Raw genomic sequence first — 19,763 nt, 5'->3', positions numbered from 1 at the left:
CGGCGGGGGCGGAGCCGGGTCTCAGCCCCGGCTCCGCACCACCGCGCGGACTACGCTTCGGTGATTACTTCTTGACCTGGACGTCCGCCAGAATGGGGTCGCCCTTCTGGTTGTACTTGACGTCGGAAACCTTCTCCGAGTAGCCAGCGTTGACCTTGTAGTACCAGAGCGGGATGGACGGCATGTAGTTGACCAGGTCCTTCTCGATGGCCTGGTACTGCGTGACCGACTGGTCCAGGGAGGCCGCGGAGTCCGCCGTGGCGATCTTCGCGTCCAGCTCCTTGTTGGAGAAGCCGCCCTGGTTGCCGCCCGCGCCCGTACGGAACAGGTCGCTGACGAAGTTGGCGTTCACCGGGTAGTCGAGCACCCAGCCGGAGCGGTACAGCGACTTGACCTGCTTGCCCTTGCGGGCCTGGAGGTCGGCCTGGAAGTCGGCCTTGCCGTCGCCGACACACGCCACACCGGTGGCCTGGGTGATGCTGTTGCAGACAGCGTCGACCCACTCCTTGTGGCCGCCGTCCGCGTTGTACTGGATCGAGATCTTGTTACCGGGGACGCCACCACCCTCGGTGATGAGCTTCTTGGCCTGCGCGGCGTCGAACTTGGTGACATCGCCGGCGGCGTTCGGCTGGTAGCCGAGGACGCCCTTGGCGACCCAGCCGGTGGCGGGCTCACGGGTGCCGTTGAGGACCGTCTTGGTGATGGTGTCGCGGTCGATCGCCATCGAAAGGCCCTGCTGGACCTTGGCGTTGGGGGTCTTCCACTGGTCCGTGTAGAACGCGAAGGCGATCGACTGGATGGCGGAGTACGCCTGGTCCACGGCGCGCTTGCCGAGGTCCTGACGGTAGACCGGCAGGTCCTTCGCACCGATCTGACGCAGCACGTCGACGTTGCCGGCCTTCAGGTCCGAGTAGGCGACGTCGAGGGTGGTGTAGTTCTTGAAGACCACACCGCCGTTCTTCGCCTTGTTCGGGCCGGTGTAGCCGTCGTAGCGCACGACCTTGATCTGCTTCTTGTGGTCCCAGCTGGCGAACTTGTAGGGACCGTTGCCGATCGGGCGCTCGCCCGCGGCCTTCGGGTCCTTGAAGAACGACTCAGGCTGCGGCGAGTAGGCCGTGTAGCCGAGCTTGTACCCGAAGTACGGCAGCTGCGCGCCCAGCTCGATGGTGAAGCTGTAGTCGTCGATGACCTTCAGGCCGGACATGGCCTCGGCGGTGGGCTTGGCGCCCTCCTTCTCCGGGTGCACGTCCGCGTAGCCCTTGATGTTCTCGAACCACGACGCGTTCTGCTGCGCGTTGTTGATGTTCGCGGCCCAGTTCCACGCCTTGACGTAGGAGTTGGCCGTGACCGGGGTCCCGTCGTGGAACTTCCAGTCCTTCTTGAGCTTGACAGTCCAGAGCTTGCTGTCCGGGCTGGTCAGCGACTCGGCGTTGACCATCGTCAGCTTGCCCTGCGCGTCGTAGGAGACGAGCTGGGAGAAGACGGTGTCCAGGACGAGCGAGCCGTTCGACTCCTGGGTGTTCGACGGAACCAGGGTGTTCTCCGGCTCACCGAGCTCAACGGAGAAGATCCCGTTGGCGTCGACAGCACCCTTGGCGTCACTGCTGCTGCCCTTGTCGTCGTTCCCGCCACAGGCAGTCGCAGCCAGGGCGATGATTGCCGCTCCCGCGACCCACTTGGCGCGCGTAGCACCACGCATGGGTTTCCTCCTCATGAGTTCACTGTCATTACGTGAAAAGAAGGCCGACCATCCGCTGACACCCCTGACAGCGAAACCGGCCCCCTGTTGCTCGTGAGTCGGCGCTCCCCATAAGCGCTTGGACCCATTGACCCGAGCTGAACTGCGTCCCACTATCGGGCACGTTTAGGCGCGTAACCACACCCAAATGGTCTCGCTTTGATCACATCAGGCACGAACATGGCCCACAATTCGGACATTTGGAACGTAGACAGACACCCGCGAAACGGACTGTTAACGCAACATCCGGCGAATCGCGTCCGCTATGCGGACGCGGGCCCGATGAAATCGGTTGCGACCGGCTCGAAAAAGCCACTGCGAGTCTACGCGGGTCACCTCCGCACGTCCCCGATACGGCCGGGCCCGTTCCCCTGCGGGAACATGCCTCATCGACCCGTCGGCCGGGGACCCGAGGTCGAACTGGTCGCACCCATCGCCTCTTGAAGGACGGGCGGCTAATCTGACTGACCGTCAGGTTGTGGCCGACCGCGGGAAGGGATCCCCAGTGCCCCACTATGAGGCGAAACACGCTCGGCGCGAGGAGACGGTGGAGTCGTTCTGGCGGGGAGTCGATACGCACGACTGGGGGCTGGTCGCCTCCACCCTGGCGGAGGACTTCGTACGTGTCGGGATGCGGGGCGACGAGGACGACACCGTCCGCGGCCGGGAGGCGTATGTGGCGTTCGTCTCGCGGGTCACGGAGCGGATGGCCTTCCACCGGCTGGAGTCGCGCCGGACGTTCCTCAGCGCCGACGGACGGCGGGCGCTGAACGAGGCCGTCGAGACGATCCAGCCGACGGCGGCGGACGAGCGGAACGTGATGTCGTTCGCCAACGTCATGGAACTCGGCGAGGACGGGCTCATCGCCCGCCTCGACATCTACTGGAAGACGCCGGTGCTGCAGCCGCCGGCCTGGATCGTCCCAGGAAATGCGGCCGCTCCCGCCGAGGGGAGCTGAGAAGGGGCTTCGGGGGCTTGCTCTCCGGGCCCCGTCCTCAGGGGATGCCTCAGCGGCGTCCCCGTGACGTCCCGGCGACCGCCCGGTGTCCGCTCAGCGGCCTGGACGTGTCCCACCCGCACCACGGACGGCAGCCGGGCCCCCGGACGCCCCAGGGCCCCGGACAGGCCAGGCGGACCCGCTCAGCGCCCGGGAAGGCCCGAGGGGGCCAGGGGCCGCGCCCCGAAACGCCGAGGGGGCCCGGGGACAACGTCCCCGGACCCCCTCCGCACCCTTCACCCGGTGATCCGAGCGGAAGGCGTCAGCGCTTGGCGCGGGAGTACGCGCGACCGCGCTCCTTCTGGTCCAGGACGACCTTGCGGATACGCACGGTCTCAGGGGTGACCTCGATGCACTCGTCCTCGCGGCAGAACTCGAGGGACTGCTCCAGGGAGAGGCGGCGCGGCGGCACCACGTTCTCCGTGTTGTCCGCCGAGGCGGCGCGCATGTTGGTGAGCTTCTTCTCCTTGGTGATGTTCACGTCCATGTCGTCGGAGCGCGAGTTCTCACCGATGATCATGCCCTCGTACACCTCGGTGGTCGCCTCGACGAAGATCACGCCGCGCTCCTGGAGGTTGATCATCGCGAACGGCGTCACGACGCCGGCGCGGTCCGCCACCAGGGAACCGTTGTTGCGGGTGCGCAGGTCGCCGAACCACGGCTCGTGACCCTCGAAGATGCTGTGCGCGATGCCGGTGCCGCGGGTGTCCGTGAGGAACTCCGTACGGAAGCCGATCAGGCCACGCGCGGGAACGACGAACTCCATGCGGACCCAGCCGGAGCCGTGGTTCGTCATGGTCTCCATACGGCCCTTGCGGGTCGCCATCAGCTGCGTGATCGCGCCGAGGTATTCCTCGGGGCAGTCGATCGTCATGCGCTCGACCGGCTCGTGGAGCTTGCCGTTGATCGTCTTGGTGACGACCTGCGGCTTGCCGACGGTCAGCTCGAAGCCCTCGCGGCGCATCTGCTCGACGAGGATCGCCAGCGCCAGCTCGCCACGGCCCTGGACCTCCCACGCGTCGGGACGCTCGGTCGGCAGCACGCGGAGCGAGACGTTACCGATCAGCTCCTTGTCCAGCCGGTCCTTCACCTGGCGGGCGGTGACCTTGTGGCCCTTGCCGCCCTTGCCGACCAGCGGCGAGGTGTTGGTACCGATGGTCATGGAGATGGCCGGCTCGTCGACCGTGATGAGCGGCAGCGCGACCGGGTTCTCCAGGTCGGCCAGCGTCTCGCCGATGGTGATGTCCGGGATACCGGCCACGGCGCAGATGTCGCCGGGGCCCGCCATGTCGACCGGCTTGCGGGTGAGCGCCTCGGTCATCAGCAGCTCGGTGATCTTGACCTGGGTGACCGAACCGTCACGCTTCATCCACGCGACCTGCTGGCCCTTGCGGAGCTCGCCCTCCTCGACACGGAGGAGCGCGATACGGCCGAGGAAGTTGTCGGCGTCCAGGTTGGTGACGTGCGCCTGGAGCGGCGCGCCCTCGGTGTACTCGGGGGCGGGGACCGTCGACAGGATGGTGGAGAAGAACGGCTCCAGCGAGTCGCTGTCCGCGGGGACCGTGCCGTTCTCCGGCTTGGTCAGCGAGGCGACGCCGTCACGGGCACAGGCGTAGACGATCGGGAACTCGATCTGCTCCTCGGTCGCGTCCAGGTCCAGGAAGAGGTCGTAGGTCTCGTTGATGACCTCGTCGATCCGGGAGTCCGGGCGGTCCGTCTTGTTGATGCAGAGGATGACGGGCAGGTTCGCCGTCAGCGCCTTGCGCAGCACGAAGCGGGTCTGCGGCAGCGGGCCCTCGGAGGCGTCCACGAGGAGCACGACCGCGTCCACCATCGACAGGCCTCGCTCGACCTCACCACCGAAGTCGGCGTGGCCGGGGGTGTCGATGATGTTGATCGTGATGATGTCGCCGCCACCCTTGGGGTGGTACTTCACGGCGGTGTTCTTGGCCAGGATCGTGATGCCCTTCTCACGTTCCAGGTCGTTCGAGTCCATCATGCGGTCGTCGAGGTGCTGGTGGGCAGCGAATGCGCCGGCCTGCTTGAGCATGGCGTCGACAAGGGTCGTCTTGCCGTGGTCGACGTGGGCGACAATGGCGACGTTACGAATATCGTGGCGCGTGGACATGCTGCGGCGCTTCTCCCGGGATCGTGGATGGCTGCGCGTTCCGTGTTGACGCACTCGCCCGCCGGGCAGGACAAGCCGCGGCCTTACCCCATGGTACGGGGCTCGGGGCGACTCGGCCGCCCGGGAGAGGTTTGAACGCTGGTATTACCGGTCCCACGGGCTTCTTCCGGAGCCGGTGGGACCGGCGGGACAACCGGAAGGACCCGTGGCAGCGGCGGTATCGGGCGGCCTCGGGGCCGTTGGGCCCGGCGGCCGCCCGAACCGGCAAAGACAGTGCGCGCCGGACGCTACTTTCGGAACCCGATGTCCTGATATCGGGGGGACTCGAAGCCGAAGGCGCCGACGTTGGCGACCGTGGGCCGCAGCGCGACGATCTCCGGGCGCTGGAAGAGCGGGACGGAGCCGGCGGCGGCCCAGATCCGGGAGTCGGCCCGTGCGGTGAGGTCGCGGGCCGCCTTCGGGTCCAGTTCCGCGCCGGCCCGGTCGAGCAGCTGGTCGATCTGGTCGGTCCCGACCCGCGAGTAGTTCTGCTCGACGGTCAGGGAGCCGTCGGGGGCGGGCAGCGGCTTGGCGAAGATCGGCCGGTCGTCGGTGGCCGGGTAGGCCGTGCCGGGCCAGGAGTAGAGGGCCAGGTCGAAGTCGCCGGACGCGACGTGGTCGTGGAAGAAGCCGGCGTCCGCGACCTTGGTGATCTCGGTGCGGACACCGATCTTCGACAGCATCGTGGCGATCCGGTTCCCCACGTCGGCCAGGACCGACGAGGTGGTGGGGACGACCATGCGCAGGCTCAGCTGCCGGCCGTCCTTGCGGAGCGTCCCGCTGGGCTCGACGACCGTCCCGCCGATGGCCGGCGCCGCCGCCTCGGGCTTGGCCGGCGCCGGAGCCGCGGGCTTGGCCGGGCCCGGGGCGGGTGCCGGGGCGTCGGCCTCGGCCGGGTTGCCGGCCTTGCCGCCCGCCCCCGCCCGCGGTGCGGTGTGCTGCCAGCCCGCGGCGGCGAGCAGCGCCTGGACCTGGTTCTCGTCCGCGGAGCCGAGGGCCGAGCTGTGGTCCGCGTAGCCGTTCTGCGAGGCGAGGACCAGGTGGTTGCCGAGCGCCCGGGCGGGCAGGCCGAGCGGCTTCAGCACGGCGTCGGCGATGGCCTGCCGGTCGATGGCGCGGGCCACCGCGCGGCGGACCCGTTCGTCGGCCAGCGGGCCCGTGCTGCCGTTGAGGGCGAGCTGCGAGTACGCGGCCCCCGGGGCCCGGCGGACGGCGATCGTCCGGGCGTCCTCGGCCTTGCGGACCGAGGCGAGGGCGCCCGGGTCCAGCTCCGCGACGTCCAGCTTCCCGCCGGTCAGCGCGGCGGCACGGCCGGCGGCCGGCACGGCGGTCAGCACCAGCTGGTCGAGCTTGGCGCGCTCGCCCCACCAGAGGGGGTTCCTGGCCAGGGTGACGGCGCCCGCCGTGCGGTCGACGCCCTTGACCTTGAACGGTCCGGCGACGGCGGTGAGCGCCGAGCGGGCGCCCTCGTTGAAGGCGTCCGGGCTGCCGGTCACGGCCTTGGGGTAGAGGGGCGTGAACAGTGACTGCCAGTCGGCGTACGGCGTCGTGAAGGTGACCTTGACCTCGTGGGCGTCGGCGCCCTGGCTGACGTCCGCGATCCGGTCGTAGCCGGCGTTGCGAGCCGTCCAGAACGCGGAGTTCCGGCCGCTCAGCGCCGTCCACTGCGCGCTGAAGTCCTCGGCGCCGACGGCCCGGCCGTCGCTCCACTTCGCCTTCGGGTTGAGCTTGTACGACACGACCTGCCGCGGCTCGTTCTCGACGACGGAGGCGGCGTCCAGGAAGTCCGCGTCCCGCTGCGGGGTGCCGCGGTCGTCCAGGCGGAACATCGCGGGCAGTACGGCGGCGGCGATCCGGGCCGAGCCCTCGTCGGCGTCCGCCTGGAAGGCGTTGAGGGTGGCCGGAACGCTGTCGACGGCCCAGCGCATCGTCCCGCCGTCCTTGACGCCGGCGCGGGGGGCGGCGGCGATGTCGGTGCCGGAGACGATCGGGCCCGCCGTGGTGGCGGCGGAGCAGCCGGCGAGGGCGAGCGCGGCGACGCCCGCCAGGGCCGCACCGCGCAGCCCCGGCGCGGCGGGCCGGGGACGGTGCCGGGGCTGGGCCCCGCGTACGGGTGCGGGAATGACGCTGCGGGACATGGGTCAGGTACCTCCGCGGGCTCTCCGGCCGCCTTCGGTCCGGCATACGCCTTCGGGACGTGCACCAGTGATACTCAGTTGGCGGTATTTGTCGCTTATCGCACCTACTGAAAGCGACAGGTACCCGCAGCGCCGCGCGACACGGCACGAAGCGGGCCGCAGGCCACCCGAACGGCGGCGGGGCGCCCGTCCGGGGCCCGCGCGGGCGCGCGGCCGGGGCGCGATCCCCGACCGGGCGCCGATTCCCCTGCACGCGCTCTTCCCAATGGCGCATGTGACGCGCAACACTCGCTTCCGCATGAGCGTCACGAACCGCACCTGCGGCAGAGCTGAGGGCAAATCCATGTCCCTGCAAGACGATCTGACATCGGTTCAGCGCCGGCTGGACGACCTGGTCCGCTGTGTGGGCCGGCTGGAGCAGCACGTCGGGAACAGCCTCGACATGCGTCGTGTACGTGCCGACGCGGACCACCTCCGCGAGAGCCTGACCCTGCTGCGCGAGGCGGCGCCGTCCGCCACCCCACCGGGCGCGGTGGAGATGGTGATCGTGCCCGACACCCCGTACGACCCCGCGCTGTGGTCCGACTGCGAGGACGAAGGCCTGGGATCGGCTCACGGCCACGCGCCGTGACCGCTGGCGCCCCCGGAACGCAGCCGTCACAGCCACCCCTGTACCGCAGCCGTCACCGGCTCCCCCTTCCGCTCCCCTCCGGAGTACGCATTGGCCACCGGAACCACCTCAAGCACCGAGTCCGCCGACAGCACTCCCGCCCGCCGCGGCGTCCACACGCCCGGACGCGCGGCCATTCCGACCCGACATCTGCGGACCGACCGGTGGTGGGTTCCGCCCCTGGTGACCGCGCTCGGGCTGGGGGCGTTCGTCGTCTACTCGACGTGGCGCGCGTTCGCCAACGCGGACTACTACGCGGCGCCCTACGTCTCGCCGTTCTACTCCCCGTGCCTGGCGTCCAACTGCGCCGACATGAACGGCGGCGCCGACTGGCACCTGCTCGGGAGCTGGTGGGGACTGTCCCCGGCCCTGATCGTGCTGATCTTCCCGCTCGGCTTCCGGCTCACCTGTTACTACTACCGCAAGGCGTACTACCGCGGGTTCTGGGCCTCGCCCCCCGCCTGCGCCGTCGCCGAGCCGCACGCCACGTACACCGGTGAGACGCGGTTCCCGCTGATCCTGCAGAACATCCACCGGTACTTCTTCTACTTCGCGATCCCGGTCGCCGGGATTCTGACGTACGACGTGGTGCTCAGCTTCCGCGACGCGGACGGCGCCTGGGGCCACGCGGGCCTCGGCACCCTCGTGATGCTGGTGAACATTGTCCTGATCTGGGCGTACACCTTCTCCTGCCACTCCTGCCGGCACATCATCGGCGGCCGGCTCAAGCACTTCTCCCAGCATCCGGTGCGGTTCCGCCTCTGGGGCTGGGTCGGCAAGCTCAACGCGCACCACATGCTGCTCGCCTGGGTCTCACTGATCAGCGTGGCACTCGCGGACTTCTACGTGTATCTCGTCGCCAGCGGCGCCTTCGACGACCCGCGGTTCTTCTGATCGAAAGGGATGCCAACCAGCATGACGCAAGTCGAAAGGCACACTTACGACGTGGTCGTCGTCGGCGCGGGCGGGGCAGGTCTGCGCGCCGCCATCGAGGCCCGCGAGCAGGGCATGCGCACGGCGGTCATCTGCAAATCGCTGTTCGGCAAGGCGCACACGGTGATGGCCGAGGGCGGCATCGCCGCCAGCATGGGCAACGCCAACTCCAACGACAACTGGGAGGTGCACTTCCGCGACACCATGCGCGGCGGCAAGTTCCTCAACCAGTGGCGGATGGCCGAGCTGCACGCCCGCGAGGCGCCCGACCGGGTGTGGGAGCTGGAGACCTGGGGCGCGCTCTTCGACCGCACCAAGGACGGCCGGATCTCGCAGCGCAACTTCGGCGGCCACGAGTACCCCCGGCTCGCGCACGTCGGCGACCGGACCGGCCTGGAGCTGATCCGCACCCTCCAGCAGAAGATCGTCTCGCTGCAGCAGGAGGACTTCGCCGAGTTCGGCGACTACGAGGCGCGGCTGAAGGTCTTCCAGGAGTGCACGGTCACCCGGGTGCTCAAGGACGGTCCGGCGGTCAGCGGGGTCTTCGGCTACATCCGCGAGTCCGGCCGGCTCTTCGTCATCGAGAGCCCGGCCGTGGTCCTGGCGACCGGCGGCATCGGCAAGTCTTTCAAGGTGACCTCCAACTCGTGGGAGTACACCGGCGACGGGCACGCGCTGGCGCTGCTCGCGGGCGCGCCGCTCATCAACATGGAGTTCATCCAGTTCCACCCCACCGGGATGGTCTGGCCGCCGTCCGTCAAGGGCATCCTCGTCACCGAGTCGGTGCGCGGCGACGGCGGGGTGCTGCGCAACAGCGACGGCAAACGGTTCATGTTCGACTACATCCCCGACGTGTTCAAGGAGAAGTACGCGCAGTCCGAGGAGGAGGCCGACGGCTGGTACGCCGACCCGGCGAAGTTCCGCCGGCCGCCCGAGCTGCTCCCCCGCGACGAGGTGGCCCGCGCCATCAACTCCGAGGTCAAGGCGGGCCGCGGCACCCCGCACGGCGGCGTCTTCCTCGACGTGTCGACGCGGCTGCCCGCCGAGGAGATCAGACGGCGGCTGCCGTCGATGCACCACCAGTTCAAGGAGCTCGCCGACGTCGACATCACCGCCGAGCCCATGGAGGTCGGCCCGACCTGCCATTACATGATGGGCGGCGTCGACGTGGAGCCCGACACCGCGGCGGCCCGCGGCGTGCCCGGACTGTACGCGGCGGGCGAGGTGGCCGGCGGCATGCACGGCTCGAACCGGCTGGGCGGCAACTCCCTGTCCGACCTGCTGGTCTTCGGCCGCCGGGCCGGTCTGTACGCCTCGGAGTACGTGGCCGCACTCGGCACCGGGCGGCCCGCGGTCCCCGAGGACCAGATCGACAGCGCGGCCGCCGAGGCGCTGCGCCCGTTCAGCGCGGAGGCCTCCGACCCCGGCCTGCCGCAGGGGCACCCGGCGGAGAACCCGTACACCCTGCACCAGGAACTGCAGCAGGCCATGAACGACCTGGTCGGCATCATCCGGCGGGCCCCGGAGATGGAGGAGGCGCTCAGCCGCCTCACCGATCTGCGGATGCGCTCGCGGCGGGCCGGCGTCGAGGGCCACCGGCAGTTCAACCCCGGCTGGCACCTGGCGATCGACCTGCGCAACATGCTGCTGGTCAGCGAGTGTGTGGCCCGCGCCGCGCTGGAGCGCACCGAGAGCCGCGGCGGGCACACCCGCGAGGACCATCCCGGCATGGACCGGGCCTGGCGGAAGGTCAACCTGGTCTGCGAGCTGTCCGACCCCAGCGGCGGGCTCGCCGCCGCCGACCCGGAGCGCGGCCAGGTCGAACTGAGCCGCCGCGACATGGACCCGATGCGGGAGGACCTTCTCGCCCTGTTCGAGAAGGAAGAACTGCTGAAGTATCTGACGGACGAGGAGTTGGCCCCGTGACGTACACAGCACACTTCAAGGTGTGGCGGGGCGACCCCGACGGCGGGGACCTGAACGACTACCAGGTGGAAGTGAACGAGGGCGAGGTCGTCCTCGACATCATCCACCGGCTGCAGGCCACCCAGGCGTCCGACCTCGCGGTCCGCTGGAACTGCAAGGCCGGCAAGTGCGGCTCGTGCAGCGCGGAGATCAACGGCCGGCCGGGCCTGCTGTGCATGACGCGGATGTCGGTCTTCACGCCCGAGGAGACGGTCACCGTCACCCCGATGCGCGCGTTCCCCGTCATCCGGGACCTGGTGACGGACGTGTCCTTCAACTACGCCAAGGCCCGGGAGGTGCCGGCGTTCGTGCCGCCGGCCGGTCTCAAGCCGGGCGAGTACCGGATGCAGCAGCAGGACGTGGAACGCTCGCAGGAGTTCCGCAAGTGCATCGAGTGCTTCCTGTGCCAGGACACCTGCCACGTGGTCCGCGACCACGAGGAGAACAAGATCGCCTTCTCCGGGCCGCGCTTCCTGATGCGGATCGCCGAACTGGACATGCATCCGCTCGACGCGGCCGCCGAGGAGGGGCTGGACCGCAAGGTGTCGGCCCAGGACGACCACGGGCTCGGCTACTGCAACATCACCAAGTGCTGCACCGAGGTCTGCCCGGAGCACATCAAGATCACCGACAACGCGCTCATCCCGCTCAAGGAGCGGGCTGTCGACCGGAAGTACGACCCGTTGGTCTGGTTGGGCAACAAGATCCTGCGGAGGCCGTAGCCCCGCCCACCGGCCGGCACCAGGTGCCGTGACGTGAGGGGGACGGGGCCGCAGGGGTGGGGTTTCGAAATGCTGCCGAGCTATTTGTGGGCCGCTGGGGGCACCCCCGGCCGGAGGCTGGGGGACCGTAAATAGTCGATTCCGAAGCCCCGCCCCGGAGGGCCCGGCCCCCGACCCACCCGACGGCGCAGCTCGCCCGGTGCGGTCGCGAGCCGTACAAACCGCGCATACGCTCCCGAACAGAGCCATGCCGCAGGCGCGTGGCGGATCGGATGCGGCTGATGCGGCGACTCGGCGGAATCGTGGCGCTCCTCGGCGCCCTGCTGCTGCCGCTCGCCGGCACCACCGGCACCGCGCACGCCGACGACCCCGTCACGCTGTCGCGCACCGGCCAGATCACCGACAAGGTCGGCGCGCTCGGCGACCGCAAGGCACAGGTGGCCACCGCGCTGGAGAAGCTCTACGCCGGCCATCGGATCCAGCTCTTCGTCGCCTATGTGAACGGCTTCTCCGGGCGGGACGCCCAGGAGTGGGCCAACGCGACCGCCCAGCGCAACGGCCTCGGGCAGAACGACGTGCTGCTGGCCGTCGCGACGCACGACCGGCAGTACGCCGTCTCCGCCGACCAGAGTTCCGGGTTCACCCAGAGCCAGCTGGACGAGGTGAACCGCTCGGCGATCGAGCCCGCGCTGAAGCAGAACGACTGGGCGGGCGCCGCCATCGGCGCCGCGAACGGGTTCGGGGCCGTGCGGGACGGGCAGCCGGTCGTGGCGCCCGCGATCACGCCGGGGCCCGAGGACCCGGGCGGCGGCTCGGGCGTGAACGGGTCGAGCAGCCTGTGGGTCCCGGTCGTGGCGGTCGGCGGCGCCGGCGTGCTCGCCGCGTTCGTGTACTCGCGGCGCAAACGGGGCAGCCGGGGCGCGCCGCCGCAGGGTGCCGGCGGCTGGGGCCGGGAGGCCGAGAAGCCGCGCCTCACACCGCTCCCCGAGCTCGACGCCCAGGCCAAGCAGCTGCTGGTGGAGACGGACGACGCCGTGCGCACCAGCCAGGAGGAGCTCGGTTTCGCGGCCGCGCAGTTCGGTGACGAGGCCGCGGAGCCGTTCACCGAGGCGGTCTCGTACGCGCGCGGTGAACTGACCGCCGCGTTCCGGCTGCGGCAGAAGCTCGATGACGCCTTCCCGGAGGACGAGGCGACCCGGCGGCAGATGCTCGACGAGATCCTGAGCCGCTGCACCCAGGCGAACCGCCGGCTGGACGCCGAGTCGGAGGCGTTCGACCGGCTGCGCGCGCTGGAGTCCAACGCCCCGCAGGCGCTCGCGCGGGCCGAGGCGACCGCCGCGGCGCTCGACACGCATGTGACGGCCGCCGAGAACGCGATCGGCGCGCTCAACGGGACGTACGCGCCCTCGGCCGTCGAACCGGTCACCGGCCATCCGGCCGAGGCACGCGACCGGCTGGTGTTCGCCGGGACCGCGATCGACGGGGCCCGGCAGGCGATCGACGCGGGCGACCCGTCCCGGGCGGCGGTGTTCGTGCGGGCCGCGGAGGGCGCCCTCGACCAGGCAGGGACGCTCGCCGAGTCCGTCGTACGCCGTGCGGAGGAGCTGGAACACGCCGACGCCGAGCTCAAGGACGCGCTCACCGAGACCGACACCGACCTGGCCGATGCCAAGGGGCTGCTCGGCGATCCCGCCGACGGTGCCGCGTCGGCGGATCTGCGCGGCCGCGCGGCCCGCGCCGAGTCCGTGCTCGCCGATGTGCGGCAGGAACTGGCGGCCGGCCACCACGAACCGATCTCGGGGCTGCGCCGGATCGAGGAGGCGGACGCCGCTCTCGACGCGGCGCTGGCCGGCGCCCGCGAGGGCGCGGTGAACGAGCAGCGGGCCCGCGGCCTGCTCGGCCAGGCCCTGCTGGCGGCCCGCAGCGAGGTGGCCGCGGCCCGGGACGTCATCACCACGCACCGCGGCGCGATCGGCAGCCAGGCCCGTACCCGGCTCGCGGAGGCCGAACGGCGGCTGGAGCAGGCGGAGTCGCTGGCCGCCACCGACGCGGGGGGCGCGCTCGCGGAGGCGCAGCAGGCCGACCAACTGGCACGGCAGGCGCAGCAGTTCGCCCAGCAGGACGTGAGCGGGGGCGGCTTCGGCGGTGGATTCGGCGGAGGCGGGCGCGGCGGCGGGGGGATGAGCGGCGCCGTGCTGGGCGGGATCCTCCTCGGCGGGATCCTGAACGGCGGCGGCGGGGGTGGCTTCGGCGGCGGAGGCGGGTTCGGCGGCGGGGGCGGCCCCGGGAGCTTCGGCGGGGGCGGCACCCGGGGGCGGATGGGCGGCGGCGGCCGCTTCTGACCAGCTCCATGCTTCCTACCTACCTGCGAAGGAACTCCAGCCATGACGAAGCAGACGATCCTCGGCCGTGTGACCCAGCTCGCGAAGGCCAACATCAACGCGCTCCTCGACCAGGCCGAGGACCCGCAGAAGATGCTCGACCAGCTCATCCGCGACTACAGCAACAACATCTCCGAGGCCGAGGAGGCGGTCGCCGCCACCATCGGCAACCTCCGGCTGATGGAGCAGGACCACGACGAGGACGTGGCGGCCGCCGCGGAGTGGGGCGGCAAGGCCCTCGCCGCCAGCAGGAAGGCCGACGAGCTGCGGGCCGCCGGGAGCACCGCGGACGCCGACCGTTTCGACAGCCTCGCGAAGGTCGCGCTCGGCCGCCAGGTCACGTCGGAGAACGAGGCGAAGACCGCGGAGCCGGTCATCGCGAGCCAGACCGAGATCGTCGACAAGCTGAAGTCCGGGCTCGACCAGATGCGCGCCAAACTGGGCGAGCTGCAGGGCCGGCGGGACTCACTGGTGGCCCGCGCCAAGTCCGCGCAGGCGCAGAACCAGATGATGGACGCGGCCAGGAACATCAACGTCCTGGACCCGACCAGCGAGCTGGGCCGCTTCGAGGACAAGGTCCGGCGCGAGGAGGCCAGGGCCAAGGGCAAGGAGGAGCTGGCCGCGTCCTCGCTGGACGCCCAGTTCGAGAGCCTGGACACCCTCTCGGACTCCGCGGAGGTCGACGCCCGGCTCGCCGCGCTCAAGGCCCGGTGAGCCGCCCGTCAGTATATGCTCAGCAACTCGTCCACGGTCGGTTCCCTGCCGGGGCCCGCGCCCGGGAGGGCGAGTTCGAACCAGACGGTCTTCCCCCGGTGGGTACGGCGACTGCCCCAGCTCTCGCTGAGCAGGCTGACGAGTTGGAGGCCGCGGCCGCCCTCGTCGGTGTCGCGGGCGCGCCGCCGCCTGGGCTGGACGAGCGCGCCGTCCCAGACCTCGCAGACGAGCGTGCGGTCGCGCAGCAACCGGAGCCTGATGTCGCCGTCACCGTGCCGCAGGGCATTGGTGACCAGCTCGCTGACGAGCAGTTCCGTGGTGTCGACGAGCTCGTCGAGGCCCCAGGACACCAGCCGTTCGCGGGCGTGCTCGCGGGCGCGGGCGACCGAGGCGGGGTGCGGCTCCAGCGTCCAGTCCCCGACGGAGTCGGCCGGCAGGCCGTGCACGCGGGCCATCAGCAGGGCGATGTCGTCCTCGCCGTGGGCGGTGTCCAGCGTCGCGAGGATGTGGTCGCAGACGTCCTCCAGGGGACGCTGCGGGTCGTCGAACGCGGCACGGAGGGCTTCGAGGCCCTCGTCCAGCGGATGGTTGCGGGACTCGACGAGGCCGTCGGTGTAGAGGCAGAGGAGCGCGCCGTCCGGAAGCTCGACGTCGACCTCCTCGAAGGGCTCGCCGCCCACGCCGAGCGGCAACCCGGTGGGGACCTCCAGCATGAGCGCGGGCCCGCCCGGCTCGACGACGACCGGCGGCAGGTGCCCGGCGTTGGCGATGGTGCACCGCCGGGTGACCGCGTCGTACACGGCGTAGACGCAGGTGGCGAGGTAGACCTCGGTGAGGTCCGTGCCGCCGCGGTCCTTGCCCCGCCGGCTGCGGGTCTCGGGCGGGGCGCCGAGCCCGCGGGCCACCTCGTCGAGCGCGGTGAGCACCTCGGCCGGCTCCAGGTCGAGCAGGGCCAGCGTCCTTACCGCGGTGCGGAGTTCACCCATCGCCACGGCAGCGCGCAGGCCCCGGCCCATGACATCGCCGACGACGAGCGCGGTGCGGTGCCCCGGCAGCTCGATGACGTCGAACCAGTCGCCGCCGACCTCGGTCTCCATGTTGCCCGGCAGGTAGCGGCAGGCGATGTCCAGCCCGGCTGCCTCCGGATTGCCCGGGGGCAGCAGGCTGCGCTGCAGTATCAGCGCCCGCTCGTGCTCGCGCCGGTACAGCCGCGCGTTGTCGATACAGACCGCGGCGCGCGCGGCCAGCTCCTCGGCGAGCATCCGGTCCCGCTCGGAGAACGGCTCGCTGCCCTTGGCCCGGGAGAACTGCACCAGGCCCAGGACGATGTCGCGGGCGACCATCGGGACGATCAGCGTGGACTGGACGAGCGCCCCGCCCAGGTCCGGCTCGGGGTCCACCCCCACCATCTGCGTCTGGGCGGTGCGCAGCGCGCTCGCGCACGGCGAGCTGAACGGGTGCCGGTGGACGGCTCCGACGGGCACCGCGCCGTCCCCGCCGTCCCCGCCCAGGATCGCGGACGGCGCGTTCGAGACGGCGCTGGCGAACGCCACCCGGCGCACCTCGCCGCTGCCGTCCGACGTGCCCCCGAGGTCCTCCTCGCCGACGAGCAGCGCCTGGTACAGGTCGACGGAGGCCAGGTCGCAGAAGTGCGGCACGGCGACGTCGAGCAGCTCGCGGGCGGTGGTCTCCAGGTCCAGCGAGTTGCCGATCCGCACCCCGGCCTCGTTGAGCAGGGCGAGATTGCGGCGGGCGTGCGCGGCCTCGCGCTCCGCCCGCTGCCGCCCGGTGACGTCCATGGCGAGCCCGGCAACCCCTATCGGCCGCCCGCTGCCGCTGTGCAGCCGGTACAGCGAGATCGACCAGCGGCGCCGCCCGCTCTCCCCCGGCACGGTGCCGACCAGCGGCATGTCCAGGACCGGATCGCCGCTCTCCAGCACCTGGCGCAGCGCGGCGGTGAGCCGGTCGGCCTCGACCCGGGCCAGGAAGTCGTGCGGGCCGCGGCCGCGGTGCTCCTCCGCGGTGCGGCCGAAGACGGTCGCGAACCGTTCGTTGACGCGCAGCAGCCGCAGATGCGTGTCGAAGAGGACGAAGCCCATCGGGGACTGCCCGAAGACGGCCTGCGAGGCCGCCAGGTCGGTCTCTATCTGCCGCAGCGACGAGACGTCGACGGCGATGCAGAGCGCCCCGCGGTCGGCGGGCATCACGTATATCTCGGCGATGCCCTCGGCGCCGTCGGCGTCACGGTAGGGCGCGAGGCCTATCCACTCGCGGCCGTCCAGTATCTCGGCCACCCGCTCGTGGCCGCGGTCCCAGGTGTCGGGCGGCGCGAACGCGGTGATGGGGTCCTTGCCGAGCGCCTGCGCGGCCGGCACCCCGAAGAACTCGGCGGCCCGTTCGCTCCACTGGTCGATCCGCCCGTCGGGGCCGATCGAGAAGGAGGCGACGCGGATGTAGTCGTAGATCGAACCGGGTGGGCTGGACTGCCAGACCGTGGCCCGGGGAGAAGTGGTCCCGCCCCGCTCATCAGACACATCGGCCCCCGCTGGCACGTCGTTCACTCGCCCGACCCCTCCAGCTCAGCACACCTGGACCGGTTTGGAGCCGAGTATTCAGCATCACGACCGTCCCGCACACGGTCTTGACGATCACAGCATCATCTCGGCTCCCACTCGTTCCCGTTCGCCTCTACTCGCTACCCGGTGGAGAGTGGCTGAACCACTCCCTCAGGTGCCGGACCCGCCGGGAGGCATCGCGAGCTCGAACCACACCGTCTTCCCGAGCCGCCCGTGGCGGGTTCCCCAGCGCCGTGAGGCACGCGCCACCAGTTGCAGACCGCGGCCGCCCTCGTCCTCGGTGGTGGCGACGCGTTCCAGCGGCGGATCGGGCAGCGGGTCGGAGACCTCGACGAGGAGCGAGCCGCCGCGCACCATCCGGACGCCGATCGGACCGTGCGCGTAGCGCAGGGAGTTGGTGACCAGTTCGCTGACGAGCAGCACCGTCACATCGGTCAGCGATTCGAGGTGCCAGTCGGCGAGGGTCTCCCGGACGTTGTGGCGGGCCCGCCGCACGGCACTGGGCTCGGCCGGGAAGGTCCACGAGGCGGTGCTGCCCTCGGGGAGGCCGCCGAGCCGTGCCATCAGCAGGGCCACGTCGTCCGGCTCCCGGCCCGGCACCATCGTCGCGAGCAGGTCGTCACAGGCGTCCTCCAACGAGGAAAGGGGCCGGGACAGCACCGCGGAGAGCCGGTCCAGGCCGTCGGTGATGTCCTCGCCGCGGGCCTCGACCAGCCCGTCGGTGTAGAGCAGGAGCACCGATCCGTCCGGTACGTCCAGCTCCACGGACTCGAACTCCACGCCGTCGACACCGAGTGGCGCCCCCGACGGCATCTCCAGCAGGGTCGCCCCGCACCCCGCGAAGCCGCACTCCTCTCCCGGATAGACCAGCACCGGCGGCAGGTGCCCGGCCTTCGCCAGGGTGCAGCGCCGGGTCGCGGGATCGTAGACGGCGTAGACGACGGTGGCCATCCACCCCTCGTCCTGGTCCTGCGCCAGGTCGTCGCCGAGGTCGTTGACGCGGCGCAGCAGTTCGTGCGGCGGCATGTCGAGTCCGGCGAGGGTCCGGACGGCGGTACGCAGCCGGCCCATGGTCGCCGCGGCGCCGAGTCCGTGGCCCATCACGTCGCCGATGACGAACGCGACGCGGCCGCCGGCGAGCGGGATCACGTCGAACCAGTCACCGCCCACCTCGGTGCCGCTGCTGCCCGGCACGTAACGGAAGGCGACCTCGACGCCCTGCGGCTGCGGAACGGTCTGCGGCAGCAGGCTGCGCTGCAGCATCAGGGCGCCCTCGCGCTCCCGGACGTACAACCGCGCGTTGTCGAGCCCGGAGCCCGCGCGGTCGGCGAGTTCCATCGCCAGCGCCAGGTCGTCGCGGTCGAACGGCTCCCGGCCGTCCGCCCGGCTGACCACCAGCAGCCCCAGCACGACACCGCGCGCCCGCAGCGGCAGCACCAGCAGCGAGTGGATGCCCAGCTCCATCGTGGCCCGCACCTTGGGGTCGCCGGGGAACGTCGTCGCGAGCAACTGCTGGTCGTTCTCCACCAACTGCGGCCGCCCGGTGGCCAGCACCACGCCGAAGATGGACTTGCGGTTGAACGAGATGACCGACCCCAGCTTGATCATCCGGTCCACCTCGGGACCCTGCCGGATCGCGCCCACGCCCAACTGCCGCATCGGAGTGTTCTCGCTGTACTGCACCGTCGGCAGCTCCCCGCCATCGGCGACCGCCGCGTGCAGGATCACCCCCGAGTAGTCGCTGAACCTCGGCACCAGCGCCCGCGCCAGCTCCTCCGCGCCCCGGCGCACGTCCAGCAGCCCGCCGATCCGCGCACCGACGTCGTTCAGCAGCGCCAGCCGGCTGCGTGCCCGCTCGACCTTGTCGGCGGCCTCCTTGCGCTCGGTCACGTCCATCACCGTCGCGCTGATGCCCAGCACGCTGCCCGCCCGGTCCACCAGGCGGTGATACGAGATGGAGCGGTGGCCGAGGCCGCGCGGCGCCATCATGATCACGTCGATGACGGGACGGCCGGTGGCCAGCACCGCCCGCTGCAACGTCGTGAGCTCGGTGGCCGTCTCCGGATCGTCGACGATCTCGGCGACCGTCCGGCCGATGTGATCGGCGGCGGACAGCCCGTTCATCCGGGCCAGCGCCTCGTTGACCCGGACGTAGCGCAGCTCCGTGTCGAAGACCGCGACGCCCAGCGGTGACGAGTCGTAAAGCGCGTCCAGCGCGGCGAGGTCGTGTTCCAGCGTGCGCAGCCGGCTCGTCTCGGCGATCGAGGCGAGGACGAACGGCCGGCCGTCCCCGTCCACCAGCATCGAGGCCCGCGCCTCGACCTGCACGCTGTGGCCGTCCCGGTGCCGCAGCGACAGGATGCCGTCCCAGCGGCCGTTGCGCAGCAGGTCCGCCAGGATCCGCTCGGCCGCGCCCGGCTCGGGCACCACACCCATCCGGCGGCGGGCGGTACCGGCTGTGCTCTCGCCGGGTCCGCCGGGTCCGCCGGTGTCGAAGAAGCCGCCGACGCGGCGGCCGACGATGTGCTCGCCGGCCCACCCGAGCATTTCCTCTGCCAGCGGGCTCCACAGCAGCACCCGGCCGGACGTGTCCAGCATGACGACGGCCACCCGCAGCGTGTCCAGCAACGTGCCCGGCACCGCGACCCCGGACACCGCCCCCGGCTGCAGCCCGCTGCGCCTCCGCGCCCCCGCCGCCTCGTCGCTGCTGCTCAAGCCGTCCACATCGTCCCTGACCGTCTGGGGCCGGATTGTCCGGCTAT

The 19,763-nt window shown here is 71.2% G+C and carries 12 protein-coding genes; 7 read left to right on the top strand and 5 right to left on the bottom strand.

What is annotated here, in order from left to right:
• Positions 1-64: 64 nt before the first annotated feature.
• Entirely contained in the window at positions 65-1,699 is a 1,635-nt protein-coding gene (locus O3X23_RS11615) for a peptide ABC transporter substrate-binding protein (RefSeq protein ID WP_269271221.1), read from the bottom strand.
• Between the two features lie 544 nt (positions 1,700-2,243).
• Between O3X23_RS11615 and O3X23_RS11610 the strand changes: the two genes are divergently transcribed.
• Positions 2,244-2,696: a nuclear transport factor 2 family protein gene (locus tag O3X23_RS11610; protein WP_269271220.1), complete on the top strand. Its 453-nt coding sequence runs from the start codon at positions 2,244-2,246 to the stop codon at positions 2,694-2,696.
• A 301-nt stretch (positions 2,697-2,997) separates the two neighbouring features.
• Here the strand turns inward: O3X23_RS11610 and typA are convergent, their stop codons facing one another.
• Positions 2,998-4,863: a translational GTPase TypA gene (gene typA / locus O3X23_RS11605; protein WP_269271219.1), complete on the bottom strand. Its 1,866-nt coding sequence runs from the start codon at positions 4,861-4,863 to the stop codon at positions 2,998-3,000.
• 287 nt (positions 4,864-5,150) lie between these two features.
• On the bottom strand, positions 5,151-7,040 hold the full coding sequence (locus O3X23_RS11600) for an ABC transporter family substrate-binding protein (protein ID WP_269271218.1): 1,890 nt from the start codon (positions 7,038-7,040) through the stop codon (positions 5,151-5,153).
• Between the two features lie 343 nt (positions 7,041-7,383).
• Here O3X23_RS11600 and O3X23_RS11595 point away from each other — a divergent pair, with 343 nt between their 5' ends.
• The 6 genes from O3X23_RS11595 to O3X23_RS11570 all read left to right on the top strand — a co-directional run bounded on the left by O3X23_RS11595 (position 7,384) and on the right by O3X23_RS11570 (position 14,425).
• The gene (locus O3X23_RS11595) at positions 7,384-7,671 is read left to right on the top strand and encodes a hypothetical protein (RefSeq protein WP_269271217.1); all 288 of its coding nucleotides are present in this window, start codon (positions 7,384-7,386) and stop codon (positions 7,669-7,671) included.
• A 90-nt stretch (positions 7,672-7,761) separates the two neighbouring features.
• Complete coding sequence (locus O3X23_RS11590; RefSeq protein WP_269271216.1) at positions 7,762-8,604, top strand: hypothetical protein; 843 nt, start codon at positions 7,762-7,764, stop codon at positions 8,602-8,604.
• 21 nt (positions 8,605-8,625) lie between these two features.
• Positions 8,626-10,569: a fumarate reductase/succinate dehydrogenase flavoprotein subunit gene (locus tag O3X23_RS11585; RefSeq protein ID WP_269271215.1), complete on the top strand. Its 1,944-nt coding sequence runs from the start codon at positions 8,626-8,628 to the stop codon at positions 10,567-10,569.
• Entirely contained in the window at positions 10,566-11,330 is a 765-nt protein-coding gene (locus tag O3X23_RS11580; RefSeq protein ID WP_269271214.1) for a succinate dehydrogenase/fumarate reductase iron-sulfur subunit, read from the top strand. The genes O3X23_RS11585 and O3X23_RS11580 overlap by 4 nt, the downstream gene beginning before the upstream one ends.
• A gap of 281 nt (positions 11,331-11,611) precedes the next feature.
• Positions 11,612-13,672, top strand: a complete 2,061-nt coding sequence (locus O3X23_RS11575) for a TPM domain-containing protein (protein ID WP_443047832.1) — start codon at positions 11,612-11,614, stop codon at positions 13,670-13,672.
• 42 nt (positions 13,673-13,714) lie between these two features.
• On the top strand, positions 13,715-14,425 hold the full coding sequence (locus O3X23_RS11570) for a PspA/IM30 family protein (protein ID WP_269271212.1): 711 nt from the start codon (positions 13,715-13,717) through the stop codon (positions 14,423-14,425).
• An 8-nt stretch (positions 14,426-14,433) separates the two neighbouring features.
• On the opposite strand, the gene O3X23_RS11565 is transcribed toward O3X23_RS11570, so the two are convergent.
• Both O3X23_RS11565 and O3X23_RS11560 read right to left on the bottom strand, forming a co-directional pair.
• The gene (locus tag O3X23_RS11565; RefSeq protein WP_269271211.1) at positions 14,434-16,959 is read right to left on the bottom strand and encodes a SpoIIE family protein phosphatase; all 2,526 of its coding nucleotides are present in this window, start codon (positions 16,957-16,959) and stop codon (positions 14,434-14,436) included.
• A gap of 192 nt (positions 16,960-17,151) precedes the next feature.
• Positions 17,152-19,716 (bottom strand): SpoIIE family protein phosphatase, encoded by a 2,565-nt coding sequence (locus O3X23_RS11560; RefSeq protein ID WP_331283901.1) that lies wholly within the window; start codon positions 19,714-19,716, stop codon positions 17,152-17,154.
• Between the last annotated feature and the right edge of the window lie 47 nt (positions 19,717-19,763).

This window comes from Streptomyces sp. H39-S7 (genome assembly GCF_027158205.1).
Taxonomy (GTDB): Bacteria; Actinomycetota; Actinomycetes; order Streptomycetales; family Streptomycetaceae; genus Actinacidiphila.
The sequence above is the reverse complement of the archived record's forward strand: the minus strand, read 5'-3'. Positions and strand labels throughout refer to the sequence as shown.